This is a genomic window from Rubrimonas sp. (assembly GCF_036788415.1).
Lineage (GTDB): Bacteria > Pseudomonadota > Alphaproteobacteria > Rhodobacterales > Rhodobacteraceae > Rubrimonas.
Window position 1 is genome coordinate 1 of record NZ_DAIQNN010000042.1, and the last position, 25,844, is coordinate 25,844.

General features: G+C 72.4%; 22 protein-coding genes and 1 tRNA gene. 6 read left to right on the forward strand and 17 right to left on the reverse strand.

What is annotated here, in order from left to right; translation table 11 throughout:
• Together V7Q31_RS10965 and V7Q31_RS10970 are read right to left on the reverse strand one after the other, a co-directional pair.
• Positions 1 to 417 (reverse strand): GFA family protein (locus V7Q31_RS10965; protein WP_333833898.1); only part of this gene is annotated, 417 nt, incomplete at its 3' end.
• A 160-nt stretch (positions 418 to 577) separates the two neighbouring features.
• On the reverse strand, positions 578 to 2,017 hold the full coding sequence (locus V7Q31_RS10970; RefSeq protein ID WP_333833899.1) for an NAD(P)-dependent oxidoreductase: 1,440 nt from the start codon (positions 2,015 to 2,017) through the stop codon (positions 578 to 580).
• 248 nt (positions 2,018 to 2,265) lie between these two features.
• Here V7Q31_RS10970 and V7Q31_RS10975 point away from each other — a divergent pair, with 248 nt between their 5' ends.
• Positions 2,266 to 3,069 carry an undecaprenyl-diphosphate phosphatase gene (locus V7Q31_RS10975; protein WP_333833900.1) on the forward strand — a complete coding sequence of 268 codons (804 nt, stop codon included), beginning with the start codon at positions 2,266 to 2,268 and terminating at the stop codon, positions 3,067 to 3,069.
• Here V7Q31_RS10975 and V7Q31_RS10980 read toward each other — a convergent pair.
• The 12 genes from V7Q31_RS10980 to hemC form a co-directional block, all read right to left on the reverse strand.
• The gene (locus V7Q31_RS10980; RefSeq protein WP_333833901.1) at positions 3,060 to 4,061 is read right to left on the reverse strand and encodes a complex I NDUFA9 subunit family protein; all 1,002 of its coding nucleotides are present in this window, start codon (positions 4,059 to 4,061) and stop codon (positions 3,060 to 3,062) included. The genes V7Q31_RS10975 and V7Q31_RS10980 overlap by 10 nt on opposite strands.
• Positions 4,062 to 4,171: 110 nt before the next feature.
• On the reverse strand, positions 4,172 to 5,947 hold the full coding sequence (locus V7Q31_RS10985) for an adenylate/guanylate cyclase domain-containing protein (protein WP_333833902.1): 1,776 nt from the start codon (positions 5,945 to 5,947) through the stop codon (positions 4,172 to 4,174).
• A 5-nt stretch (positions 5,948 to 5,952) separates the two neighbouring features.
• Complete coding sequence (locus tag V7Q31_RS10990) at positions 5,953 to 9,369, reverse strand: PKD domain-containing protein (protein WP_333833903.1); 3,417 nt, start codon at positions 9,367 to 9,369, stop codon at positions 5,953 to 5,955.
• A gap of 111 nt (positions 9,370 to 9,480) precedes the next feature.
• Positions 9,481 to 10,821 (reverse strand): PKD domain-containing protein, encoded by a 1,341-nt coding sequence (locus tag V7Q31_RS10995; RefSeq protein ID WP_333833904.1) that lies wholly within the window; start codon positions 10,819 to 10,821, stop codon positions 9,481 to 9,483.
• Positions 10,818 to 13,154, reverse strand: a complete 2,337-nt coding sequence (locus V7Q31_RS11000; protein ID WP_333833905.1) for a FecR domain-containing protein — start codon at positions 13,152 to 13,154, stop codon at positions 10,818 to 10,820. The genes V7Q31_RS10995 and V7Q31_RS11000 overlap by 4 nt, the downstream gene beginning before the upstream one ends.
• A 132-nt stretch (positions 13,155 to 13,286) precedes the next feature.
• The gene (locus V7Q31_RS11005) at positions 13,287 to 14,312 is read right to left on the reverse strand and encodes an NAD(P)H-quinone oxidoreductase (protein WP_333833906.1); all 1,026 of its coding nucleotides are present in this window, start codon (positions 14,310 to 14,312) and stop codon (positions 13,287 to 13,289) included.
• Positions 14,313 to 14,392: 80 nt separating this feature from the next.
• Positions 14,393 to 14,468: transfer RNA gene (locus V7Q31_RS11010), tRNA-Thr, on the reverse strand.
• A gap of 95 nt (positions 14,469 to 14,563) precedes the next feature.
• Positions 14,564 to 14,950 (reverse strand): ASCH domain-containing protein, encoded by a 387-nt coding sequence (locus V7Q31_RS11015; RefSeq protein WP_333833907.1) that lies wholly within the window; start codon positions 14,948 to 14,950, stop codon positions 14,564 to 14,566.
• 77 nt (positions 14,951 to 15,027) lie between these two features.
• Positions 15,028 to 16,482: a heme biosynthesis protein HemY gene (locus V7Q31_RS11020; protein ID WP_333833908.1), complete on the reverse strand. Its 1,455-nt coding sequence runs from the start codon at positions 16,480 to 16,482 to the stop codon at positions 15,028 to 15,030.
• Between the two features lie 28 nt (positions 16,483 to 16,510).
• The gene (locus V7Q31_RS11025; protein WP_333833909.1) at positions 16,511 to 17,806 is read right to left on the reverse strand and encodes a COG4223 family protein; all 1,296 of its coding nucleotides are present in this window, start codon (positions 17,804 to 17,806) and stop codon (positions 16,511 to 16,513) included.
• 61 nt (positions 17,807 to 17,867) lie between these two features.
• The gene (locus V7Q31_RS11030; protein ID WP_333833910.1) at positions 17,868 to 18,599 is read right to left on the reverse strand and encodes a uroporphyrinogen-III synthase; all 732 of its coding nucleotides are present in this window, start codon (positions 18,597 to 18,599) and stop codon (positions 17,868 to 17,870) included.
• Entirely contained in the window at positions 18,596 to 19,537 is a 942-nt protein-coding gene (gene hemC, locus V7Q31_RS11035; RefSeq protein WP_333833911.1) for a hydroxymethylbilane synthase, read from the reverse strand. Before hemC ends, V7Q31_RS11030 begins: the two co-directional genes overlap by 4 nt.
• Positions 19,538 to 19,592: 55 nt before the next feature.
• Here hemC and tsaD point away from each other — a divergent pair, with 55 nt between their 5' ends.
• The 4 genes from tsaD to V7Q31_RS11055 are packed head-to-tail and all read left to right on the forward strand — an operon-like array spanning position 19,593 to position 21,947.
• Positions 19,593 to 20,708, forward strand: coding sequence for a tRNA (adenosine(37)-N6)-threonylcarbamoyltransferase complex transferase subunit TsaD (gene tsaD / locus V7Q31_RS11040; protein ID WP_333833912.1), 1,116 nt, complete (start codon positions 19,593 to 19,595; stop codon positions 20,706 to 20,708).
• 23 nt (positions 20,709 to 20,731) lie between these two features.
• Complete coding sequence (locus tag V7Q31_RS11045) at positions 20,732 to 21,007, forward strand: YciI family protein (protein WP_333833913.1); 276 nt, start codon at positions 20,732 to 20,734, stop codon at positions 21,005 to 21,007.
• A 59-nt stretch (positions 21,008 to 21,066) separates the two neighbouring features.
• Positions 21,067 to 21,498, forward strand: a complete 432-nt coding sequence (lysM, locus tag V7Q31_RS11050; protein ID WP_333833914.1) for a peptidoglycan-binding protein LysM — start codon at positions 21,067 to 21,069, stop codon at positions 21,496 to 21,498.
• An 11-nt stretch (positions 21,499 to 21,509) separates the two neighbouring features.
• Positions 21,510 to 21,947: an EVE domain-containing protein gene (locus tag V7Q31_RS11055; RefSeq protein WP_333833915.1), complete on the forward strand. Its 438-nt coding sequence runs from the start codon at positions 21,510 to 21,512 to the stop codon at positions 21,945 to 21,947.
• Positions 21,948 to 21,965: 18 nt separating this feature from the next.
• Here the strand turns inward: V7Q31_RS11055 and V7Q31_RS11060 are convergent, their stop codons facing one another.
• Genes V7Q31_RS11060 through V7Q31_RS11070 form a run of 3 tightly spaced genes read right to left on the reverse strand, consistent with a single transcriptional unit; the run spans position 21,966 to position 25,040 of the window.
• Complete coding sequence (locus V7Q31_RS11060) at positions 21,966 to 22,571, reverse strand: pyridoxamine 5'-phosphate oxidase family protein (protein WP_333833916.1); 606 nt, start codon at positions 22,569 to 22,571, stop codon at positions 21,966 to 21,968.
• 5 nt (positions 22,572 to 22,576) lie between these two features.
• Entirely contained in the window at positions 22,577 to 23,173 is a 597-nt protein-coding gene (locus V7Q31_RS11065; protein ID WP_333833917.1) for a retropepsin-like aspartic protease family protein, read from the reverse strand.
• 4 nt (positions 23,174 to 23,177) lie between these two features.
• Entirely contained in the window at positions 23,178 to 25,040 is a 1,863-nt protein-coding gene (locus tag V7Q31_RS11070; RefSeq protein ID WP_333833918.1) for an ABC-F family ATP-binding cassette domain-containing protein, read from the reverse strand.
• Between V7Q31_RS11070 and V7Q31_RS11075 the strand changes: the two genes are divergently transcribed.
• The coding region (locus V7Q31_RS11075) for a class I SAM-dependent methyltransferase (RefSeq protein ID WP_333833919.1) at positions 25,021 to 25,844 on the forward strand (824 nt) is incomplete at its 3' end. The two genes, V7Q31_RS11070 and V7Q31_RS11075, sit on opposite strands and share 20 nt — an antisense overlap.

Genomic DNA, 25,844 nt, shown 5'->3' on the forward strand with positions numbered 1-25,844 from the left:
CGCGAACAGCGCGATGGTCTCGGTCTCGCTCAGGCGCGGGCGCTCGCCGGCGAAGGCGTAGGCGGTCGCGGCGCGGTCGGCGAAGATTTCGGAGGCGAAGCGCACGGGCGGTTCGGCGTCGAACAGCCCGAGCGGCAGTTCGCAATCGCCGCTCTCGCGCATGCGGTAGAACAGATGGGCGCCGCAGCGCGCGCAGAAGCCGCGCTCGGCCCAGTCCGACGAGGCGTAGGTCGCGATGGCGTCCGCGCCGGTCCATGTCATGTCTTCGGCCTTCGCGGCGACCGCGAGGAACGGCCCGCCGCCCCAGCGCCGGCACATGCCGCAATGGCAGGCGTGCATCTCGCCGCCCACGGCGCGGGCGGTGAAGGTCACGGCGCCGCAGAGGCAGCGTCCGGTCGCGGCGGCGTGTCCGTCCATGCCCGTCCTCCGTCCCGCAGCGCCGCCGACAGGTCAGCGCGCGCGCCCCATTAAGGCTTTTCCGCCCCGCATGAGGGGGCCGACAGATGTCCGACGGAAGTCCGACGCATGTCCGACGCATGTCCGACGGAAATCCGACGCCCCGCCATGGTTAACCCGCTCACTCCGCCGCGATCTTCGCCGCCGCCTGCGCGTCGAGCTTCGCCGCGATGGCGTCCGCCGCCTCCCGCCCGTCGCGGATCGCCCAGACCACGAGAGACGCCCCGCGCACGATGTCGCCCGCCGCGTAAACGCCCGGCAGGGAGGTCTCTTTCGTGCGGAAATCGGCCTTCACCGTGCCCCAGCGCGTGACCTCCAGCCCCTCCACGCCCCAGAGCCGCACGATCTCCTCCGGCTCGAAGCCCAGCGCCTTGATCGCCAGATCGCAGGGCGCGGTCGTCTCCGCCCCTGGTATCTCCTCGGGCGCCTGCCGCCCTGTCGCATCCGGCGCCCCAAGCCGCATGTGGCCGACTTTCACCGCGCTCACCCGGCCCTCGCCGAGGAACGCCTTCGGCGCGGAAAGCCAAACGAACTCAACGCCTTCCTCTTCGGCGTTCTGGACCTCGCGCTGGCTGCCGGGCATGTTGGCGCGGTCGCGGCGGTAGAGGCACTTGACCGACTTGGCGCCCTGCCGGACGGCGGTCCGCACGCAGTCCATCGCCGTGTCGCCGCCTCCGATCACCACGACGTCGCGCCCCGCCGCATCCAGCTCGCCCGAGTCGAAGGCGGGGACCGCGTCGCCGAACCCCTTGCGGTTGCTGGCGATCAGATAGTCGAGCGCAGACACGACCCCCTTCAGCCCCGAGCCCGGCCCCCCGATCTCGCGCGCCTTGTAGACGCCGGTGGCGATCAGCACCGCGTCATGCGTCTCGCGCAGCGCCGCGAAGGAATGGTCGCGCCCGATCTCGCAGTCGAGCCGGAAGCTCACGCCGCCGTCCTTGAGCTGCTCAACCCGTTGCATGACAATGTCTTTCTCCAGCTTGAAGCCGGGGATGCCATAGGTCAGCAGCCCGCCCGCGCGGTCGTGGCGGTCGTACACGTCGACCTTGAAGCCCTTGCGCCGCAGCGCGTCCGCCGCCGCCAGCCCCGCCGGACCCGCGCCGATGATCGCAATGGATTCCGGCCGCTCGGCCTTGGGGCGGATCGGCTGCACCCAGCCCTGCTCGAAAGCCGTATCCGTGATGTATTTCTCGATGGCCCCGATGGTCACCGTCCCGTGGCCGGACTGCTCGATCACGCAGGAGCCTTCGCACAGCCGGTCCTGCGGGCAGATGCGCCCGCAGATCTCGGGGAATGTGTTCGTCGCCTGGCTGATCTCATAGGCTTCCTGAAGCCGGCCCTCGGCGGTCAGCTTGAGCCAGTCGGGAATATTGTTGTGCAGCGGGCAATGCGACTGGCAGAACGGGATGCCGCACTGGCTGCACCGGCTGGCCTGCTCGGCGGCCTTGGCGTCGGCGTATTCAGCGTAGATCTCGTGGAAATCCTCGCGTCGGGCCCGCGCCGCGCGCTTTTCCGGCGTCTCGCGCTCAAGCTGCACGAATTTCAGCATTTTCTGCGCCATGCCGCGCCCCTCGGGTTCATCGAAAGCCATTTCGGAACAGGGAATATGCGAAGCCGCAGCGGAATAAAAGGCAATTTTGCTGACCTATATCCGCGTCTCGCGGTCGCGCCGATGAGGTGAGCAAGGTTTCGGCGCCGGTTTATGTCATGCATGCTGACATACTCTCGGCGCAGCGCGTTGAGGCTTTCCCCGCCCCGGCGCTTTATGATCCGCCGCGCGCGCTGATTCGCGCTCAAGCGGAGCACGCTATGACATTGACTCACTTGGTCCTTCTCGCCCTGATCCAGGGGATCGCGGAGTTTCTGCCGATCAGTTCGTCGGCGCATCTGATCCTGCTCCCTGCGCTCACCGGAGCGCCCGATCAGGGCCTGACCATCGACGCCGCCGTCCATGTCGGCACGCTCGCCGCAGTGATGCTCTATTTCCGCGCCGAAGTCGGCCAGCTCTTTCGCGGCGGCTTCGACCTTGCGCGCGGCCGCGCCGGGACCGACGACGCCCGCCTCGTCTGGCTGCTCGCCGTCGCGACGGTCCCCGTCGTGATCTTCGGCGCGATCCTGGCGCTCACCGGGTCCGACGAGGCGCTGCGCTCGGTGAAGGTGATCGCCTGGACCACCATCGTCTTCGGCGTCGCGCTCTGGCTCAGCGACCGCTTCGGCCCGCAGATCAAGGGGCTGGGAGAGCTCCGTCTGCCCGGCGCCGTCGTGATGGGGCTGACGCAGGCCCTCTCCCTGATCCCCGGCGTCTCGCGCTCGGGGATCTCGATGACCACAGCGCGCGCGCTCGGCTTCCGGCGGGTCGAGGCGGCGCGACTGTCGATGCTGATGTCGATCCCAGCCATCATGGCGGTGGGCGCGTGGACGGGCGTGAAGCTCGTCCGGTCCGGCGATCTGGAGCTCGGGCTCGACGCCGCCATCGCCGCGGGGCTCTCCTTCGTCGCGGCGCTGATCACGCTCGTCCTGCTGATGCGGATGGTGCGCAGCTGGACGCTGACGCCCTTCGTGCTCTACCGCCTCGTCCTCGGCGCGATCCTGATGATCTACGCCTACGGCTGAGGCGCGTCGGCCCCGCGGTCGAACTGGCCGCGCGGGCGATAGGCGTAGAGGTAGTCCGGCAGCACCGCCTCCATCGCCGTCGGCGCGATCCCGAGATCGGCGAGTTTCTTCGCCTTGGGGCCGACCACGTTGTCACGTGCGAGCATCTTCACCTGATCGAGCGTCATCGGCGGGGCGATCCCCAGCCGCGCGATCTGTTCGAAGGCGTAGCCTTGGACTTTCGCGATCGGGATCGGGATGTCGACGATCATCCGCTTGCGGCGGATGATCCCGAGCATCAGCTCCATCAGCTCGCGGAAGGTCGCCGCGCGCGGCCCGCCGAGTTCATAGGTTTCGCCGGGCTCGGCGACCCCGGTCAGCGCCTTCTCGACCGCCTGCGCCACATCGCCGACATATACCGGCTGGAATTTCGTCGCGGCCCCGACCACCGGAAGGGCGGGCGACAACCGCGCCATGCCGGCGAAGCGGTTGAAGAACTCGTCCTCGGCGCCGAATACGATCGAGGGTCGCAAGATCACCGCCTTGGGGAAATGCTGAAGCGTCGCACGCTCCCCCGCCGCCTTGGTGCGGGCGTATTCCGCAGGCGATCCCTGATCGGCGCCGATGGCCGAGATCAGAACGAAGCGACCGACGCCGAGGGCCGCGGCGAGCCGCGCGACGCGCTCCGGCCCCAGCGCCTGCACGGCCTTGAAGGTGTTCTTGCCAGCCTGCGCCAGCACGCCGACGCAGTAGACGACCGCATCGGCCCCTTCGACGGCGCGGCGGCAGCTCTCGTCGTCGCGGACATTGGCCTGCATCGGCTCGACCTGGCCGACGACGCCGTATTGGCGGACGAACAGCGCCTCGTTGGGCCGGCGCACGGCGACCCGCACGCGCCAGCCCGCCTGCGCCATGCGCTGGGTGACGTAGCGCCCGACGAAGCCCGAGCCGCCGAAGATCGTCACGATCGGCGCGGCGTCGCTGAACGCCGGTCCCGGCTGCGCTGCGGTCATCTGGTCTCTCCCCTGGCTTGGCGGCTGTCGCGCCGCGCTCGCGCGACAGATAGGCCGACGGCCCGCCCGGCGCCAAGCGACTTAGCCCGCGCCGTCTCCGATCCCGCCGGTCAACTCAGCCGCCAGACCGGAACCGACTTCGCGATGCCCTTCAGCGACAGGGCGGGCAGGGCCTCGAGGCGGAACGCGGGGTCGCCTTTCAACGCGTCGGCGACGCTTTCGCTGACGAGGACGGCGTCGGGCGGCGCAGCGGCGCAGAGGCGGGCGGCGAGATTGACCGCCCCACCCAGAACGGTGAAATCCATCCGGTCGCGCGCGCCCGTGGCGCCCATCACCACATCGCCCGCATTGAGGCCGACGCCGACATGCAGGTTCCATTCGGGATGCGCGGCCAGCACGTCGCGCAGCGCCGCCTGGATCGCGATCGCGCAGGCGGCGGCGTTGCGGATGCGGTCCTCTCCGAGAAACACCGCCACGACTTCGTCGCCGATGAACTTGTCGACGTCGCCGCCATGCGCCGCGATGAGGCGCGCCTGCGTGTCGAGATAGCCGTTGAGCATGTCGACGACCGTCTCGGGGGCGGCGGTCTCGGCGAAGGCGGTGTAGCCGCGGATGTCGGAGAACAGCATCGCAGCCGCCCGACGCTCTCCGCCCAGCTGCACGCCCGAGGCGTCGGCGGCCCCGATGGCCTTCACGGTTTCGCGGCTGACGAACTTCATCAGCTCGAAGCGTTCCGCCAGTTCGCGCGCCATGACGTTCACCCGCTCGGCGAGATCGCCGATCTCGTCGCGCGTCGCGGGCGCCACGCGGACCGAGAAATCGCCGCGCCCGATCCGAGCCGCAGCGGCCGTGATCGCGAGGACCGGCCCGGTCAGCCGCCAGGCGGCGAAACTCGCGGCGATGGTGGCGATCAGCAGGCCGATTAAGGCCCACATGCCGAGGCTGCGGATCATCTCGGCGATCGCCGCGTAGGCCGACGCCTCGGTCAGTTCGGCGATCACGGCCCAGGGAAACGCGTTGGTGGCGGCGTAGGCGGCGAGCACCTGAGCGCCGTCGGCGCGGGCGTAGCTGCGCACCACCGCCGCGCGCGCCGAGCCGCGGGCGATGGCGGCGGCCTCGGCCACGACGGCGCGGCCTTCGAGGCCCGGCGGCGCCGCGCGCAGCACGGCCGCCCCGGAGGCGTCGATAACGGTCAACTCCCCGCGCCGGCCGAGCGGATGGGCGTCGGCCATGCCGGCCAGCGCGGCGAGGTCGATCCGCGCGCTCAGGGTGAGGGCCCGTCCCGACAGCGTCGTTTCCAGAGGAAAGGCGACCGTGGCGATCCAGAGGCCGAGATCGGGCCGCCATTCGGCGACCGGGCGCCCGTCGGCTGCGATGCCCGCGAGCGTCTCCGGCGGCGTGCGCAGCGCCGCGGCGGGGTCGATCCCGGCGGCTGCGATCGGAACGGCGTGCGCCTCGGCGATCGCCATGACCGGCAAGGGAGAGCCATCGACGGTGAGCTGGAGCGCCGCGACGCCGGGGATCTCGCGCACGGCGAGGTTCAGCAGGCCGACCTTCTGGCGCACGTCGAGCGAGGGATCGTCCACCGCGCGGACGACGAGGGCGAGCGGGCGCAGCCAGACGCCCTCGAATGTGGCGTCGATCTGACCGGCGAGCTGGCTCGCCGCCTCGGCGAGCGCGCTGTTGGCGGCGCTCTTCAACTCGTCCTGCGCGATGCGCATCAGGCTCTGGCCGACCGCCAGCAGCGGCGCGATCGAGATCAGCGCGGCGAAGACGAAGAATTTCGCGCGGAGTGGGAAGCGCAGCCCGCCCCGCCGGGTCGGCGCGTTGCGCGTCGCATCGTCGCGCGCGCGCGGCGGCGTCCGCGCTGCCGCCTCCATGTCCATCCGGATCAGTCCGGACTCTGGCCGCGCGCGCGCGCCGCGACGCGGAGGGTCGCCGACGTCGTCCCGCAGGCGAGACCGGAACCGTCGCGGGCCACCGCCTCGACGAGGTAGTCGCCGGGCCTTGCGTAGCCGTGGCGGACCTGAGCGCCCGCGCGCCGCACCGCGTCGCCGAAGCTCCACTCCACCGAGACGCCGTCGCCGTCCGGGTCGGACGCTTCGGCTGCGAAGAGCGCCCAGTCATGCGCGCCGCCGACCGGAACCTCCCTGTCCGGCCCGATGAAGAGCTCCGGCGCGGCGTTGACGCGGACCAGCGCGGCGTCGGATGCGGTCGCGCAGGCGGAGCCGCTGTCGTCGGTCACGTCGAGCCGAACGCCGACCGCTCCGGCCGCGTCGAAGCTGCGCTCGACGCGTGGGCCCTCGAGGACGACGCCGTCGTCGAACGTCCACACCCAGGAGACGATCTCGCCGTCTGGGTCGGCGGCGCCGGAGGCGTCGAAGACGACGCTGTCGCCCGGACAGATCAGCCGGTCGGGGCCGGCCTGCGCGACCGGCGCGGCGTTGACGCGGACGAACAGGCTTTCCTCGCGCCGGCTGGTGACGAGGCCGAGGCCGTCGTCGAGCTGCGCGACGACCGCATGCAGGCCGGGCGCGGCGAAAGCGTGCCGGGCCTCGGGGCCGTCGACCGCAGTTCCGTCGCCGAAGCGCCACGCGACAGTTCCCTCCGGTCCCGCGTCGGCGGTCCAGAGGCGCGTCTCGCCGGGGCAAAGCTGGCCCGGATCGGCGAGGCCCGCCCGGGGCGCGGCGCTCACCGCGACGGTGCGCGCGGCTCGCGCCGCGCTGTTGGCGACGCCGGCGTCGTCGAACACGGTCAGCGCGACTTCGTAGGCGCCGGGCGCGGCGTAGCTATGTTCGACCTGCAGGCCCTCGGCGGTCGCGCCGTCGCCGAACTCCCAGAGGTAGCGCGTCACCCCGCCGTCCGGGTCGGCGGACGCGCCCGCGTCGAATAGCACCGGCGCGCCCGCCGCGGCGCGCTCGGGCGCGTCGAACGCGGCGACAGGGGCGGCGTTGACGAGCACGCGCATGCGGGTCGTCACCGTGGCGCAAGGGCTGTCGTCGTCGGCGAGAACGCTCTCGAGCGCCAGATCGTAGACGCCGGGTTCGGCGTATGCGTGGGTCGCCTCGGCGCCTTCCGCCGTCGCACCGTCGCCGAAGCTCCAGCGATGCGCCCGGCCCTCGACGCCGCCCTCGAGGGCGGCGCGCCAGGTGGCGCTCACGCCCGCCGCCACGCGGCGGGGGCCGTCGACGTCGAGCCTCGGGGCGTCGACGACGACCACGTCGAAGGCGTCGTCGCCGGAGGCGCTGCAGGTCCCGCCGCCGTCGCCGGTGATGGTCAGCGTCACCCGGTAATCGCCGGCGCGCTCGAAGATCTTCACAGGCTGGGCGCCGCTGGCCGTGGTCCCGTCGCCGAAGGCCCATGAGAAGGAGTCGACCGACCCGTCCGCGTCCGTCGAGGCGGAGCCGTCGAAGCGCACCTGCTGATTGGTGCAGATCCGCTCCGGTCCCGCAGCGCGCGCGATCGGCGCTTCGCGCACGACCACGGCGACCCGGTCGGAATGGACGCCGCGCGCAAAGCCCGAATCGTCGCGCACGGAAAGGGTGACTTCGTAGACGCCGGGGCGCTCGTAGACCTTCACCGGGTTGACGAGCGGCGAGCGCGTGCCGTCGCCGAAATCCCATTCGTGGCGCAGCAGGCCGCCGTCCGGATCGCGCGAGGCCGAGCCGTCGAACAGCACCTGATCGCCCGAGCAGACCTCGCGCCCGCCGCCGGCGTCGGCGATCGGGCGGGCGTCGATCACCACGCGCGTGACGTCCACCGCCGTGGCGTTGGGCATGCCCGAGCCGTCGTCCACGCGCAAGGTGACCGGGAAAGCCCCGCTGCGCGGGAAGGTGTGGGTTGCGAGGCGGCCTGCGACCGGCGGCGAACCGTCGCCGAAATCCCACAGATAGGAGAGGCGGTCGCCGTCCGGATCGAAGGAGGCGCCGCCGTCCAGCTCGACCACGAGGGACTCCGTGACGATCTCGGGACCGGCCTCGGCGATGGGGGCTGCGTTGACGCGGATGCGCGCCTCGTCGGACGCCTCGCCGTTGAGCGCGCCGCTGTCGTCGACGACGGTCAGGCGCGCCACCACGACGCCGGGCGCCTCGAAACGGCGCGACACGGCGGCGCCGAACATCGGTTCGGCGCGGTCGCTGAAATCCCAGCGCCAGACCGCGACGCGCCCGTCGGGGTCGAAGCTCGCCCGCCCGTCGAGCGACAGCTCCCCGCCGGGGACCGTGGCGAGGTCGGGTCCGGCGGCGGCGACGGGAGGATGGTTGACGCGCACCAGCGCCTCGTCCACGTCGAAGGCGGCGTCGTGCCCGGTCTCGTCGCGCACGATCAGGGCGACGGCGTAGAGCCCGGGCTCGGCGTAGGAATGGACGACCCGCGGGCCGCGCGCCTCGGCCCCGTCGCCGAAGCGCCACAGCCAGTCCGTCACGCGGCCGTCCGGATCGATCGACCCGGTCCCGTCGAAGGCGACCTCCTGGCCCGGCGCGACGAGTTGGTCGGCCCCGGCGTCGGCGATCGGCGCCGCGTTGATCCGCACGAGGGCCGAGCTCTCGTCCACGTTGAGGGGCGCGCCGCTGTCGTCGCGCACGGTCAGACGGACTTCGTAGTCGCCGGGCTCCGCGTAGGCGCGGCGCACGACGGGCCCCGAGGCGGAGCCGCCGTCGCCGAAGGTCCATTCCCAGGAGGTGATCTCGCCGTCGGGGTCGAAAGAGCCGCGCCCGTCGAAGACCAGTTCGCTCTCGGTGACGTGGCGATCCGGCCCGGCGTCGGCCACGGGCGCGGCGCTCACGACCACCGGAGCCGAGAAGGCGCTCAGCGCGCTTTGCGTGCCGCTGTCGTCGCGCACTTCCAGCGTGACCTGATAGACGCCCGGCGCGCGCCACGCATAGTCGACCAGCGGGCCTTCGCCGACCGAGCCGTCGCCGAAATCCCAGGCGTAGGAGAGGATCTCGCCGTCGGGGTCGACGCTCCCCGAAGCGTCGAAGACCCCGACTTCGCCTACGGCGAGCGGGCGCGGCTGCGGCGGAAAGACCGGTTCGGGCGGCGCGTTGACCACGATGGCGACCGTGTCGGTCGCCGCGCTGTTGGCGACGCCCGCGTCGTCGACGACGCGCAGCGTGGCGACATAGGTTCCCGGCGCGGCGTAGGCGTGCTCGACGGTGGCGCCTGTCGCGGTCGCGCCGTCGCCGAACTCCCAGCTCCAGCCCGTCACCGCGCCGTCCACGTCGTAGCTGGCGCCTCCGGCGAAGCGGATCGTCTCGCCGACCGCGGCGGACCGCGCCTCGCCGGCTTCGGCGATGGGGGGGAAGTTCACCCGCACGTCCCGCTGCGCGACGCCGAAATTGCAGGGGTGGCGCGCGTCGTCCTCGACCCGCAAGGTGGCCCGATAGAAGCCGGGGGCCGCGTAGGCGTGCGACGCGTTCGCTCACTGCGCGCGGGCGCCGTCGCCGAAGCTCCAGAGCCAGCGCGCGATGGGGGCGTCGCTCGGGATCGAGGCGGTTCCGTCGAAGGCGACCGGCTCGCCCGGCGCGACGGTGATCGGCCCCCCCGGCGCGGCGACGGGCGCGGGGCGCACCAGAACCGGCGTCCGCAGCAGCGCCCCGGCGCCGGGGCGGCCGCCGGGCTCCAGAACGCGCAACTCCGCTTGGTAGGTCCCGGGACGGGCGTAGCGGTGGACGGTCACGGGCTCGGCGGCGGCGGCGCCGTCGCCGAAACGCCATTCGAAGATCAGGTCGTTCGCGCCGCGCGAGCGGCTGGCGTCGAAGGCGACCGACGCGCAGTCGGCCAGGGGCGTGGCGACGGCGTCCGCTTCGGGCCGGCGCGGCGCGACGCCGAGCCGGGCCGGCAGGTCGATGGGCGCCGGCGCGCCGGTCTCGTCGAAAATCGCGAAAGTGACGTCGTTTGGCGTCTCGCCGCCGCCCGAGAAGGCCAGCGCCGTCTGGCCCTCTGGCGCGAGGAAGGGCGCCGAGGTCCAGACGTCCTGTCCCGAGGCGGGCAGGCGCATGTCGTCGAACGTCGAGACGATCTCGATCGACCCGTCCGCGGCGTCGAAGCTCTGAAGGGTCATCGGCGCGCCGGCGCGCAGGCTCAGATCGACTTCGGTTCGCGCGCGTCCGCCGGGCCAGCGCAAGGTCGGGCGGTAGGAGAACATGCGGGCGGGGGCGGGCGGTTCGCCGCCCTCGGGGCCGCCGGCGATCTCGATCGCGAAGGCGTTGCCGTCGTCGCCCGCCTCGGCGATCACGTCGAGCCGGAACAGCGCCTGTCCGCCGACGATCTCGCCTTGCGCGGCGGTGAAAGGGGCGAGCGTCGTCCAGCGGTCGTCGGCGGCGGGCTCGACGCCGAAGCGAAGTTCGGCGAGCGTCGCGCCGGGCGCGTCGGGGGCCGCGTCGAGCGGTGCGCGCGGGCCGTCCTCGGCGCGCGTAGGTCGGGGCGCGCCGGTCCAGGCGCCGGCGCCGCCGACCAGCCGGAACGCCGTGATCGTGTCGCCGGCGCGGCGATAGGGCGTGTCGTGCAGCCCGCCCGTATCGGCGTCGAACACGCGCACCCAGAAGCGGCCCTGCGCGTCGGCGGGCACCGAGATGAAAATCTCCTCGCGGTGGTCAACGTCGCCCTCGCGGCTGAGGGCGTCGGGGCCGTAGATCACCGAAAGGGGCGGGGAGGCGGCGCCCTGCGCGTCGGCCTGCAGCTGGAGGGCGTGCGGCGCAAGAGCCAGGACGATCACGAGACCCGCGAGGCGGCGGGAGGCCGGTTTCGGTCGTGGGGTCATTCGAACGTCCGCTCCGTCCTGTTGCCGGCGTAGTCCTCGACTGCGACGTCGATGATCGCGAGCGCGCCGGGCGCCGGCGGCAGCGTGGCGACATAGGCGCCGGCGGCGGGATCGAACCGCAGGAAGCCGCGCCGTTCGACGCCCCCGATCCGCGCGCCGAACGGGGCGGCCTGACGCAGGCCGGTGGCGTCCGACGCCTCGATGCGGATTTCGATCGGCCCGTCGGCGCCTCCGATGCGCGCGATCCGCGCGCGCCCAACGACCGGCGGCTCGCTGTCGCGGATCACCGTGAAGCGGCGCAGGCCGACATTGCCCACCGCGTCCCTCGCGACCAGCTCGACGTCGTTCGGTCCAGGGGCCAGCGGCAAAGCGAGATCGAACCGCCCGCCCGCCGGCCCCGTCGCGAGCGTCTCCGGCGCTCCATTGACCGACAGCGCCTCAGCGTCGCCCGCCGACCCTGACAGCGCGAGGAAGGGCTGAGACGTCGCTGCGGGCGGATCGGCGTCGAAGGCGATGGCCGGGGGAACGGCGTCGCGCAGGGTCTCGAACGACGCCTCGGCCTCGACGGCGCCCGTCGCCGCGATCAGCGCGAGGGTCCAGCCGGCGGGCGCGTCGCCGGCGGGGACGATGAACACGAAGGAGCCGTCCGCGGCGATCTCGGTTTCGACGGCGGTCGCTCCGTCGAGCGCGCGCGCGAGGAGCCGCGCGCCGGGTTCGGCGTCGGTCGCGCCGGCGATGGCGACTTCGTCGGAGGCGCTCAGGATGCGGCCTTCGGCATCGCGCGGCGCATCGGGCGCAAGAGAGATGCGCGCCGCGCGGTCGGGCCGATATGCGACGGTTCGGACGCGCCGGGTGACGTTGCCGGCCTCGTCGACCAGTTCGAGCGTCACCGCGACAGGCCCGGGCGCGAGCGCGATCTCGGTCTCGAAAGTCCCGCTTTCGGTGATCGGCACATAGCGGCCGTCGACGCTGAGGCGCGCCGTGGGCTCCGCCTCGCCGCGCAGCATGACGGTCGCTTCGCGCAGAAGCGCGCCTTCCGCAGGTTCGCGGATCGCGAGGAAGGGCGGGTCGTCGTCGCGCAGAACCGCGAAGGCGCGCGACAGGCTGCGCTCGCCCGGCAGGCCCAGCTGGTCGAGCGCCGAGACCCGCCAGTGATAATCTCCCGGGTCGAGCCCCTCGACCGAATGGGCGGGCGCGGGCAGACCCCATTCGGAGATCCGCATCCGCCCGAAATCGACGTCGGTCGCGATCTCGAGCCAGTAGCCCGCAGCGCCCTCGACGCCGCTCCATTCCAGCGCCACCGTCCGCGCGGCCGAGCGCAGGCCGTCGGCCGGCCCGGCGAGGCGCGGCGCGCGCAGCACGTCCACGCGGGTCGCGGCGCCCGCGCCGACGGGAATGACCGCGCCCTCGTTGCGCCCTAGCTCCACCACCTCGCCCTTGGCTTCGAAGCTCAACGCGGCCGCGTCGTAATTGGCGACGCGCGAGGCGGACCCGTCATGGCCGATCCAGAAATCGCCGGAGACTTCGGCGCGCTCCACCCCGGGGGCTGCGACTTCGAACTGGTCGCGCGCGCTGAGGCCGCCGAGCAGCGCGTAGAAATCGCCCGAGACGAGATTGACCTTGGTCTTGCCCGCGCCGGTGAGCGGGTCGGCCCGCATCGTCTGGATCACGGCGTTGGAGTTGGAGTTCAGGCGCAGCCGGCTCAGATCGCGAAAGGTGACCTGAGCCGTCGAGCCAGACAGGGTGCGCACCTGCTCGAACTCGACGAGCATGTCGCGCAGGATGCGGCCGCTCCAGCGCGGGTCGGCGGGTCGGCGACCCTCGACGTCGCCATGCGCGTCGCTCAACACGGCCTCCGCCGCGCGATCGCGGGCGTCGCGCGACAGGGCCAGCGCGACTTCCGCGCGTTCGGCGGAGCGGGTGGCCTTTTGGGTCGTCGGCGTCCACTCGCCGGCCTTGCGATGCAGCAGCGCGTCGTCGCGCAGCGCGATCGCGTCGCCGATCTCGACCGGGGCGAAAACCTGCGCGCCTTCGGCGTTGGCGGTCTGGATCGCCGCGAGCGAGGCGGAGAGGGCCGCGTCGGCGGCCGCCACCTGCACAGCTGGGACGCGCAGGATCGTCCCGGGGCGCAGCGCCGCCACGCTTTCGAGGCCGCTCAGCTCGAGGATCTGCGGCCAGAGATCGGGGTCCTTGAGATGCCGCTCGGCGATGGCGCGGATCGTGTCGCCGGGTTCGAACCGGACCTGTTCCAGCGGCCCGTCGACGACCGCTGCGGCCGCCCCGAGCGCTGCGATCGCCGCCGCCGCCGCTGCAAACGCTGCCGACCGCAACATTCGGGCTCCATGCTGGCGTTGCTGAAGACCGCCATGAATTAACGATAATGTAATATAAGTTTACGCAATAGGGAAATTATCGTTCGGTCGCACTCTTCCCTGTCGCAGCCGGGGCCTTCGCTGGCGCCCCGCTCAGGGGATCAGGACGATCTTGCCGATATGCGCGCTGCTCTCCATCCGCGCATGCGCGGCGGCGGCGTCGTCGAGCGGCAGCGTGCTGTCCATCACCGGCGCGATCCGCCCCGCCTCGATCAGCGGCCACACCTTCTCGCGCAGCGCGTCGGCGATGGCCGCCTTCTCGGCGATGGAGCGCGGGCGAAGCGTCGAGCCGGTCAGCGTCAGCCGCTTGACCATCACCTGAGCGAAGTTCAGCTCCGCCTTGGCGCCGTTGAGAAAAGCGATCGAGACGATCCGCCCGCTATCGGCGGCGGCGCGGACGTTGCGGGGGATGTAGTCGCCGCCCACCATGTCGAGGATCACGTCCACCCCGCGCCCCTGGGTCAGCTCGCGGGTGACCGCGACGAAATCCTCCGCGCGGTAGTCGATGGCGCGCTCGGCCCCAAGCGCCTCGCAGGCGGCGGCCTTCTCCGGCGAGCCGACGGTTGTGAACACCCGCGCGCCGAAGATGCGGGCGAGCTGGATCGCCGTCGTCCCGATGCCCGAGGCGCCGCCATGCACGAGGAACGTCTCCCCGGCCTTGAGTCCGGCGCGGTCGAAGACGTTGCTCCAGACCGTGAAGAAGGTCTCGGGCAGCGCCGCAGCCTGCTCGGCGCGCAGGTTGTCGGGCCAGGGCAGGGCGTGGTCGGCATGGGTGGTCGCGTATTCGGCGTAGCCGCCGCCCGGCAGCAGCGCGCAGACCTTGTCGCCGAGGCGCCAGCGCGAGACGGCGGCGCCGGCTTCGACCACGACGCCCGCCGCCTCGAGCCCGGGCAGGTCCGACGCGCCGGGAGGCGGGTCGTAGGCGCCGGCGCGCTGCAGCGCGTCGGGCCGGTTCACGCCGGCGGCGCGCACCCGGATCAGAATTTCGTCGGGGCCGGGGGAGGGGATCGGGCGCGTGGTCGGGCGCAGCACGTCGGGGCCGCCCGGCTTGACGATCTCGACGCAGCGCATCTGCGAGGGCGGCTCGGGGTTTCCGCCTTCGGGCAGGTCGAAGCTCATGGCCTTCCTCCGCGCAGGGCCCGCGCGCATGGTCCGGCGGACGAGCCGGCGGGCGGGGCGATGCGATCAGGCGGGGGAGGTGGTGCCGCAGAAGGGACTCGAACCCCCGACCCCATCATTACGAATGACGTGCTCTACCAGCTGAGCTACTGCGGCGCATCCGGCGCGGGCGCGACCTCCGCCGAAAACGCCCGTGTCGTAGCGCGCTTCGCGCGGGGCCGCAAGACGCCGAGGCGCGTCGTCGCGGCGCGTCAGTCGCTCTCGATCACCTCGACCAGGCGGAAGCGCTCGCACCATAGCGCGAGATCCTCGCTGAACTCGCCCCGCCGCGTGAAGTAGCGCCGATGCGCCGCGCGCCACGCGGCGAGCGTCCTGTCGCCTTCGCCCTCGTCGAAGGCGAAAGCGGCGTCCACGTCGCCGAACCGGAGCTGAACGAGTTCGACCGTCTCCAGAACGGCGCGTGGGCGGCCCAAACCGTCGAGCATGACCATGCGATTGCCGACGGCGGTCTGCGCGCCCTCGGCGACTGGCCAGCAGGTCGCGCGCTTGCGACCTGCCAGCACGAGCGCCGCCAACTCGTCGCCAAGGGCCGGGCTATCGCCGAAGGCGAAGCTCTTGAGACTGCGCCACTCGGTCATCGGCTCCGCGCGCCCTCGCCTCCGCTGGCCGTCCCCGTGGGCGTCGCAGCAGGCTGCGCCGCCGCGGCCCCCTCGCCTCAGGCGCGCGCCGCCGCCGATTCGCGCACCGCCTCCTCGGCGGCCTCGGCGTCGAGGCGATCCTCCTCGGCCTTGTTCTCCTCGGGGTCGACGATCAGCGGCAGCATCGCAGCCGTCAGCCCCTCGTCGGCCTCGGCGGTGTCGCGCCAGGCCAGCGTGTCGAAGCCGCTGCAGGACGGACAGATGGCCGACCACGCGCCCGGCGCGGCGCCGCAGCGGTCGCAGACCCAGTGCGCCCCGCGCGGCGCGGTGACGGCTCGGGCGAGATAGCCGCGCACCACCGTCTCCGCCGCTCCGTCGCCCTTCTCGATCGCGGCCATCAGGGCGAGCGAGCGATGCGTCGGCTTCGTCGAAGGCAGATCGCCGATCGCCCGCCGCGCCGCCGCGTAATCGGCGTCGGCCAGCGCGAGCTCGGCGGCGAGCAGCATCGTCTCGGGGTCCTTCTCGTTGATCGAGAGCAGTTCGCGAAAGCGTTTGCGCCGCTCGGCGGGCGTCTCGTCGGGGGCGAGGGCGGCGTAGGCCTGCGCGAGTTCGGGATGCGGCGCGACGCGCCACGCCTCGCGGATCATCCGCGCCGCCTTGGCCTGCCCGCCTTCCTCCGCGTGCAGCTTCGCGGCGAAGGCCGCCGCGGGGGTCAGCGCCGGGGCGAGCCGCAGCGCGGCGTCCGCCGCCTTCACCGCGCCGGCCCGGTCGCCGGCTTCGAGCTTGGCGCGCGCGATCTCGAGGTCGACCACCGCCTCGCGCCGGCCGGCCACGTCCTTGGGAAGGTTCTTGGATTTCACCATGGCGAGCAGCGTCTCCCGCGCGCCCTCCCACGCCGCGCCCTTGATCTGCAGGTCGAGCAGCGTCTGCTGCACGCCCTTGTCGCGCGGGCGCATCAGGAAGGCGTGCTCCGCGAGCTTGACGGCGCGGTCGGTCTCGTTCCGCGCGACCGCCTGCGCCAGAAGGCCCTTCACGCCGACCATCGCCGTCGGCGGCTCCTTGGCGAGCAGGCGGTAATGGCGCTTGGCGCGGGTCGTGTCGCCCTGCGCTTCGGCGATCTGGGCGTTCAGAAGCTGGGTGAGGTCGCGCGAGCCGAGCAGGCGCGTGGCCTTGCGGGCCGCCGCCTCCGCCGCCTTCAGGTCGCCCTCGGCGAGCGAGACGAGACCGGCGGTCGCAGCCTCCAGCCCGCGGCGCTCCTTGGCGCGGGCCCAGAAGCGGGTGAGCGCGGTCTCGTCGCCGAGCAGGAAGCGCACGATCGCGACCGCGAGGCCCGCGAGCTTGTACAGCACGAAGAGCGCCACCATCGTCGCCGCGATCACGCCCGCGAACTCGATATGCGAGAGCGGCGGATACTCCATGCCGTTCCAGGTGATCGCGACTTCTCCGGACGCATCCACCAGGATCGCCGCGCCCCAGGCGACCGCGGCGATGAGCGCCACGAAGGCGACGACGCGCAAAACCAACCAGATCATTGTCTTTTTCCTTCCTGCCTGACGCCGCTCAGAGGGTCAGCTTGAGGTCGTTGCGCCAGGACGACAGCGCCGCATCCGCCGCGCTGCGCAGCGCCGCCCCGTCGACCCACTCCGCCATCGCCGCCTGCGCGGGCTCGGGCAGCGCCGAGATGGCGGCGAGGGTGGCGTCGATGTCGCCGTTGAGCAGCGAGACCCGGGCGCGGCTGAGCACGGCCGTCACGCTGTCGCCGGCGATCGGCTCTGCGGGCAGGCCGGTGACGCGCGCCTGCAGCTTCGCGGCGACGCCGGCGAGCAGCCCGCCGTTCTCCTCGGCCTCCTTCTCCAGCATCGCGGTGATCGCGGCGTAGGCCGCGTCCGGATAGCTCGCCTTCAGCGCCTCGCGCGTCGGCGCGCCTTCCGCGGCGGCCCGCGCCAGCGCTTCGGGCGCGTCCTCGCCGGCGGCTTCGGTCAGCGTGGCGAGCGCCGGGGCGAAAGGCTCGCCCAGCGTCATCGCGCGGTCGATCTGCGAGAGGGCCGCGGCCATCGCCGCGCCGCGGCGGGCGTTCTCGGCTTCGCGCAGCGCGGCGTCGCGGTCCGCCTCGGCGTCGCCCATGGCGTCGAGCCGGGCGGCCAGGGCCGTGGCCTCGGCGCGCGCGGTCTCGGCGGCCGCGGCTGCGGCGTCGATGCGGGCGGCCGCGGCGTCGAGCCGGTCGCCCAGCGCGACGATCTTCTCCGACAACTCGGCCGCCGCGGCGGAGTCGGCGCCCGCGCCGCTCCCGTCGGCCCCGGCGTCGTCGAGCCGGGCCGCGAGGGCCGCGACTTCGGCCTGCAGCGTCGACAGCGCCTCGGCGCCGACGCCCTCGGCGGCCTGCGGCGCGGCGGCGAGCTGCGCCTCCAGCGCCTCGATCCGGGCGACCGCCGTCTCTGCGGTCTCGCGCGCGGCGCTTCCCGCGTCGGAGGCGGCGGCGGCGACCTGCGCCTCCAGCCGGGCGAATCGCTCGGCCATCTCGGCTTCGAGCGCCTCCCCGGTCGCGCCGGCGGGGCCGAGGTAGCCGGCGAGCGGCGCGGGAAGGCTCGGCGCGATCTTCGGCAGGCCCCAGGCCGCGAGCGCCCCGCCGCCGACCAGAAGCGCGAGGGCGTAGAGCACCGACCCGACGCCGCCGCCCGCCGCCGCGGAAGATTTCACAGGTTCGGAAAGCGGTTCCGCCTGCTCCGCGGGCGCGCCCTCCGCCCATGTCTCGGATGCGGCCTCGGCGGGCGCTTCGCTGTCCTTCTCGTGGAATCGGTCGTGCAGCCCGGTGTCCGACGTCTCGTCGATCGGCCTGTGCTTGCGGTCGTCGCTCATTCCTCACGCCCCCGTTCTTTTCGCGCGGACATTAATCGCAGTCGCAGCGGGAAACAAAGCCTCAGGATGCCGCGCCGCCGCCTTCGCGCAGCGCCCGGATCGCGTCCAGCATCGCCGCGCCGTCGGGCCGCGCCGCCACCGAAACCGCGCCGAAGCCGAGCCCTTCGAGCGGGACCGCCGCCGCGGCGCTGATCGCCACCGCCGCGGTCCGCGCGAGCCCCGCGCGGAAGCCCTCCGCGAGCCCGGCGAAGACCTGCGCGCTGCGCGGCGAATAGAAAACGACCGCCGCGACCTCGCCCGCCGCGAGCGCATGCGCCGTCGCGAAAGGCGCCGCGCGCGCCGGGCGGGCCGCATAGACGACCTGCTCGCGCACCTCGAACCCCGCCGCCATCAGCGCGCCGGCGAGATTTCCCGCGACCTCCGCCCCGCGCGCGAACAGCACCGGCCCCTTCTCGGGGAGCAGCGTCCGCGCGGCCAGCCGGGCGAGCGCGTCCGCGTCGCCATCGGCCGACAGCACGTTTCGCGCGCCGGTGCGCGACGCCGCCTCGGCGGTCGCCGGGCCGACGCAGAGCGCGGGGATGTCGCAGAGCCCGAGCCTGCGCGCCGCGTTGGCCGAGGACAGCAACACCGCCTGCGCGCCGGAGAGGTCGGGAGGCGGGCCGACGTCGACGATCTCGAGCAGCGGCCAGACGATGGTGCGCCATCCCTCTGCCTCCAGCGCCGCCGCCAGCGGCTGCGATTGCGCCTGCGGGCGCGTCAGCAGCAGAGTCGGCGGAACGGGCGCGCCGGTCACACCGTGAAGAACCCCTCGCCGCCGCGCGCGCGCAACTCTTCCGCTGCGTCGGCGCCGAGCGCGGCGGCGTCGGCGACGGTCCCGCGCCGCTCGGTGGCGTGGCGCTCCGAGCCGTCCGGCCGGATGATCTCGCCGCGCAGGAGCACCTCGCCGCCCTCCAGCGTCGCGAGCCCGCCGATGGGCGTGCGGCACGACCCGTCGAGCCCGGCGAGAAACGCGCGCTCTGCGGCGAGCCGCGCGGCGGTGTCGGCGCAGGCGATGGGGGCGAGCAGGGAGCGCGCCGCCGCGTCGTCCGCGCGCGCTTCGATGCCGATGGCGCCTTGCGCCACCGCCGGCAGCATCTCCTCCACCGCGATGGCGCTGCGGATCTCGGCCTCCATGCCGAGACGTCGCAGACCGGCGCAGGCGAGAAACGTCGCCTCCGCAACGCCGTCGGCCAGTTTCTTCATCCGCGTTTGCACATTGCCGCGGAACTCGACCACCTGCAGGTCGGGCCGGCGGTTCAACAATTGCGCCCGCCTGCGCAGCGAGGACGAGCCGACCACCGCGCCCGAGGGCAGCGCGGCGAGGCTTTCGTGCCGGTGCGAGACGAAGGCGTCGCGCACGTCCTCGCGCGGGAGATAGGCTGCCATGGCGAGCCCGTCGGGCAGGACGGTCGGCATGTCCTTCATCGAATGGACTGCGATGGCGATGGAGCCGTCGAGCAGCGCCTCTTCGATCTCCTTGGTGAACAGGCCCTTGCCGCCGATCTCCGACAGCGCCCGGTCGAGCACCCGGTCGCCGGTGGTCTTGATCACCACGATCTCGAAGGCGGCCTCGGGCAGGCCATGGGCGGCCATCAGCCGGTCGCGGGTCTCGTGGGCCTGCGCCAGCGCGAGGGCCGAGCCGCGCGTGCCGATGCGCAGGGGCGTGTCGGGGGTGGGCGATTGCGTCTGCATGGCCTCGGTGCTACCCGCCTGACAGCCGCCGCGCAAGGCGGCCAAAAGGACGCGCATGGACGGCGACCTCACGATCCTCGGCCTCGAATCGAGCTGCGACGACACGGCGGCGGCGGTGGTGCGCGGGCGGGTCGCGGGCGGCGCCGCCCAGGGCCCGGGCGAGATCCTCGCTGCGGTCTCGATGGGGCAGGGCGCGCTGCACGCGCCCTTCGGCGGCGTCGTGCCCGAGATCGCCGCGCGCGCTCATGTCGAGCGGCTCGACATCTGCGCGGCGCAGGCGCTGGCGCAGGCGGGGCTTTCGCCATGCGACCTCGACGGGGTCGCCGCGACCGCCGGGCCGGGGCTGATCGGCGGCGTGATCGCCTCGACGATGATGGGCAAGGGGATCGCGTGGGGGGCGGGGGCGCCGTTTCTCGGCGTGAACCACCTCGCCGGCCATGCGCTTACGCCTCGGCTGACCGACGGAGCGCCATTTCCCTATCTCGTCCTGCTGGTCTCCGGCGGGCATTGTCAGGTGCTGGCGGTGGAGGGCCATGACGCGTTCCGCCGCCTCGGCGGCTCCATCGACGACGCGCCGGGCGAAGCCTTCGACAAGATCGCGCGCCATCTGGGCCTCGGCTTTCCCGGCGGGCCGGAGGTGGAGCGGGCGGCGCAGGGCGGCGACCCCGAACGCTTCGCCCTGCCGCGCCCGCTGCTCGACCGCCCGGGCTGCGACATGAGCTTCTCCGGCCTCAAGACCGCCGCCCGCCGCGCCGCCGACGCGCTCGCCGAGACGCAGGGCGGTCTGCGCGACGGCGACGTCGCCGATCTCTGCGCCGCGTTCCAGAGCGCCGTCGCCGAGACGCTGGCCGAGAAATCCGCGCGCGCGATGAGAGCCTTTCGCGAAACCGGCCCGGGCGCGCGCCCCGTCTTCGCCGTCGCCGGAGGGGTCGCGGCGAACGGCGCCGTCCGGGCGGCGCTGACGCTGCGCGCCGAGGCCGAGGGCTTTTCGTTTCTCGCGCCGCCGCTCGCGCTGTGCGGCGACAACGCGGCCATCATCGCCTGGGCGGGGCTCGAGGGCTTCGCCGCCGGCGTCCGGTCGGGCTGGGACCTCGCGCCGCGCCCGCGCTGGCCGTTGGACGCAACCGCCGCCCCACTCGTCGGTTCGGGCCGCAAGGGCGCCAAGGCCTGAGTTCGCAATTAACAGGAGGAAACATGGCTTACGTTCTGATTTGTCGTGACAAGCTGGGTGCTCTCGATGTTCGGCTCGCCAATCGCGACGCCCATCTCGCCTACGCCAAGGCGAGCGGGCTCGTCCGCTTCGGCGGGCCGCTGATCGGCGAGGACGGGGCGATGGCGGGCTCGCTCATCGTGCTGGACGCGCCGGACCGGGCGGCGGCCGAGGCCTTCGCCGCGTCCGACCCCTATGCGCGCGCCGGGCTGTTCGCCTCGGTGGAGATCATGGAGATGAAGCTCGTCTTCGGCGTCTAAGCATTTGCCGTGCGCCGCCGAGCGGCGATAACTGACGCGCGAAACCATTGGGGGACGTCATGGGACTTCTGAATTTTCTGAAATCCGCCGGCAAGTCGATCTTCGGCGGCGGGGCGCAGGCTGCCGAGCCTGAGAAACTGAAGGAGGAAATCGCCGCAGCCGGCCTGGACGCTTCGAAATTCGAAGTTGCGCTCGAGGGCGACAAGGTCGTGCTGAAGGGCGCGGCGGCGACGCAGGAGGAGCGCGAGAAGGCGATCCTCGCCGTCGGAAACGTCGAGGGCGTGGCGACCGTCGAGGACAGCGTCGAGGTCGCCGCCCCCGAACCCGAATCCGTGTTCCACACGGTCGAGAAGGGCGACACGCTGTCGGCCATCGCCAAGAAGCATTATGGCGACGCCAACAAATACATGAAGATCTTCGACGCCAACAAGCCGATGCTGTCGCATCCCGACAAGATCTATCCGGGTCAGGTCCTGCGGATTCCCGCCTGACCGACGTCGCGATGAACTACTGGCTGTTCAAGTCCGAGCCTGAGACATGGGGCTGGGAGGCGCAGGTCGCGCGCGGCGCGGCCGGCGAGCCTTGGGACGGCGTGCGCAACTTTCTCGCCCGCAACAACATGCGGGCGATGAAGATCGGCGACCGGGGATTCTTCTACCACTCGGTCAAGGAGAAGCGCGTCGTCGGCGTGGTCGAGGTCGTCGCCGAGGCCGCGCCGGACCCCAAGAGCGACGCGCGCGACGCGAAGGGCGACCCGGTGTGGGAATGCGTGACGATCCGCGCGGTCGCGGCGATGCCGCGCCCGGTGACCCTCGCCGAGATCAAGGCCGAACCGCGCCTTGCGGAGATGGCGCTGGTCAAGACTTCGCGGCTCTCGGTGCAGCCGGTGACCGCGGAGGAATGGCGCATCGTCTGCGAGATGGGCGGGCTCGCGCCCTGACGCGCGGCGGCGTCGGCCTCACGGCGCCAGCCAGCGCGCATCCCAGTCGGCGCCGCGCCATGCGAAGACGGCGCGCCGGTGACCGCCGGCGCCGAGCCACAGCCATTCCAGCCGCGAGACGTCGATCGCGACGGCGGTGAAGGCGTCGCGCCCCGCGTCCCGGTCGGCGGGCGCGCGGGCCTCGGGCGACGGATCGGCGAGGGCGGGCGCGGCGATGACGGCGCCCGGGGCGATGGCGGCGCGGTAGCACACGCGCGCGCCGTCGCCCGACGCCGTCCAGGCGGCGTCGGCCAGCGCGTCGGCGCGGTGGACCCGCGCGAGCCCCCGCAGGCGCAGCTGGACCTTGGCCTTCGCGTCATAGGCGCAGAGCTCCACGCGGGGATCGGCGTCGATCTCGGCGATCTTGGCCGCGCGCGCGTCGCTGTGGACGCGCAGCCGCCGCGCCGCCGCCTCCGCGCCGCGCAGAACGACCGTCCGAACGCGCGGCCCATAAGGCGAGAGCGTGGCGAGTTGCACCGTGTGAAAGCCCGAGCGGCGGTCGGCGGCGCCGCGCGCGAGCTGCGCCCAGGCATGGGCGAGCGTCGCGTCGAGATCGTCGCGGAACGGCGCGTCCTCGTCCTTCATCGCCTTCACCTTTGCAGCAGCATCCGCTCGCCCTCGACAGAAATGCGGGCGAAACGGTCGAGATAGCGCATCCCGAGCAGCGACACGCCGAGTTCGCCGCCATTGACCATCGCGGGCACGTCGCGGTCGGTGAAGGGACCGAGACGGACCTCCGACAGCCGCACCGGCGCGCCATAGACCGTGCCGTTGGCGGTGGCCGAGGGAATCGAGAAATTCAGCCCCGCCGGGTCGAGCCCCGCGCGCTGCGCGTCGCGCCGGCTCAGGACCATGGCGGTCGCGCCGGTGTCCACGAGGAATCGGATGTCGCGCCCGTTGATCTGCAGGGTCGCATGAAAATGGCCGTCGCCCTCGCGGCGCAACAGCACGGACTGCGCGTTGAGCACTTCCATCGATTGCGGGCGCAGGCCGGAGGTCAGCTGCTCGTTGAAGCGATAGGCGATGACGATCCCGGCGAAGATGAGAAGCCAGATCGCGGCGTGCCGCAGCGCCGCGCTCATCCGCCCGCGATAGGCGGCGAAAGCCCCGAGCGCAAGCATCAGCCCCAGAAGGCTGAGATAGAAGACGCGCGCGTCGCGCCAGACCTCGAGGTCGAGCCCGTCCACGCCGTCACTCCGCCGCGGCGGCGTCGAGGCGCTCGGCGGCCTTCATCCACATCGCCTCGGCCTTCGCCAGCCCCGCCTCGATTTCGGCGCGCTTGGCGCTGAGGCGCTCGAAGCGCATCGGGTCGGGGTGGTGGTAGAGGTCGGGATCGGCGAGCAGCGCGTCGATCTTGCGCTTCATCTCTCCGAGCTTCTCCAGCTTCTCCTCCCAGTCCGCGACTTCCGCGCGGAGCGGCGCGGCGAGGCGGCGGCGCTCCGAGGCGCTGAGCTTCGGCTTCGCCGGCGCTGCGCGTAAAGGCTTCGCCCCGCCGCGCTCGCCGAGCAGCAGCGCGCGGTAGTCGTCCATATCGCCCTCGAAGGGGCGCACCGCGCCGTCCTTCACCAGCCACAGCCGGTCGGCGACGCTCTCCACGAGGAAGGGGTCGTGGCTGATCAGGATGACCGCGCCGGGGAAGTCGTTGAGCGCCATCGCCAGCGCCTCGCGGCTCTCCATGTCGAGGTGGTTGGTCGGCTCGTCGAGGATGATCATCTGCGGCGCGTCGAGCGCCATCAGGATCATCAGGAGCCGCGCCTTCTGCCCGCCCGACAGCGTCTCGACCTTGGCCTCGGCGAGCGCCGGGCCGATCCCGCCGGCGGCCAGCCGCGCGCGCAACTGGGCCTGCTTCTCCCCCGGGCGGAGCCGCTGGATGTGCTGGAGCGGCGTCTCGCCGACGGTCAGCTCGTCGAGCTGGTGCTGGGCGAAGAAGCCGATCTTCAGCTTGGGCGACACGGTCAGCGACCCCGCCATCGGCTTCAGCCGCCCCGAGATCAGCTTCGCCAGCGTCGACTTGCCCTGCCCGTTGGCGCCGAGCAGCGCGATGCGGTCGTCGGGGTCGATGCGCAGCGACAGATGGCGCAGCACGGGCCGCGACCCATAGCCGACATCCGCGCCGTCGAGCGCGAGGATCGGCGGCGCGAGTTCGCTGGGGGCGGGGAAGCGGAACGGCGCGACGGAGCCGGCCTCGGAGACCGAGATCGGGGTCATGCGTTCCAGCATCTTGATGCGGCTCTGCGCCTGCTTGGCCTTGCTGGCCTTGGCGCGGAACCGGTCGACGAAGCTCTGGATGTGGGCGCGCTCGGCGGCCTGCTTGGCGGCTGCGGCCTGAAGTTGCGCGGCCTTCTCGCGGCGGATGCGGTCGAAGGCGTCGAAATTGCCCGTGGTGTAGGTCAGCTTGCGGTTCTCGAGGCTGAGGATGCCGCCGACCGCGCGGTTGAGCAGCTCGCGGTCGTGGCTGATGACGAGCGCGGTGGCGGGGTAGCGGGCGAGGAAATTCTCCAGCCACACCACGCCTTCGAGATCGAGATAGTTGGTCGGCTCGTCGAGCAGCAGCAGGTCCGGGCGCGAGAACAGCACGGCGGCCAGCGCCACCCGCATCCGCCAGCCCCCCGAGAACTCCGAGCAGGGCCGCGCCTGCGCCGCCTGGTCGAAGCCGAGCCCGCCGAGGATCGTGGAGGCTCGCGCTTCGGCGGAATGGGCGTCGATGTCGGCGAGCCGCAGCTGGATCTCGGCGATCCGGTGGGGGTCGGTCGCGGTTTCCGCCTCGAAGGTCAGCGCCGCGCGCTCGACATCGGCTGCGAGCACGGTGTCGAGCAGGCTGTCGCCGCTCGCCGGCGCTTCCTGCGCGACGCCGCCGATCCGCGCGCCGGCGCGCACGTCGATCGAGCCCTGATCGGGCTCGTAGGCGCCTTCGATGAGGCGGAAGAGCGTGGACTTGCCGGCTCCGTTGCGCCCGACGACGCCGACCTTGGCCCCCTCGGGCACGCGGGCGGAGGCGGTCTCGAACAGGCGCACGCCTGCGAGCGTGAAGGTCATGTCGGCGATCGTCAGCATGACTGCGGAGGTAGCAGAGCGGCGGGCGAAAATCCATCGCCCGGCGGCCTGCGGCGGAGCGCCGACACCGACCGGAAAATGCCTACGGGTCTCAAAATTTTGTCATGACCTCGGCCAGTTGATTCGGGCATCCGGCGCTTTGAGGGTTGCCTACTTGCCGAATTTCGCTAACCTCGCGAGGCCAATAAAGGTTTCCGAGGCTAGCATCGACTGGCCTCGCTCTGTCTGGCCGGGCTTTGCATCGAGAGCCTTTGGCTGTCTGTATTCGTGCGATCCGCGCGAATTGTGCAACGACAGAAACAACATCTGCGCACGGGCCGAACCGGTCGTTGCGGCGCAGTCATCAAAAGGAGGGCGCATCTTGCAACGCGCAGCGCAAGCAGTCGTCAACGCCGATCTTTTCGAAGCCGAGCAGGCCTACAGCGCCGATCCGCTGGCCGATCGCGAGACCGATCTCTATCGCGGCGAATATGTGATGACCTTTGTCGAGAAATGGGACGAACTTATCGACTGGGCGGCGCGGGCCGCCGGCGAAGGACAGTTCTTCATCGACGTGCTGCGCGCGCGCGGCAAGAACAGCGTGCTCGACGTCGCGACCGGCACCGGCTTTCACTCGGTGCGTCTGCGCGAGGCGGGGTTCGACGTGACCTCCGCCGACGGCTCGGCGGCGATGCTCGCCAAGGCCTTCGAGAACGGCCAGAGGCGCGGCCTGATCCTGAAGACGGTTCAGGCCGACTGGCGCTGGCTCAATCGCGACATTCACGGAAAATACGACGCGATCATCTGCCTCGGAAATTCGTTCAG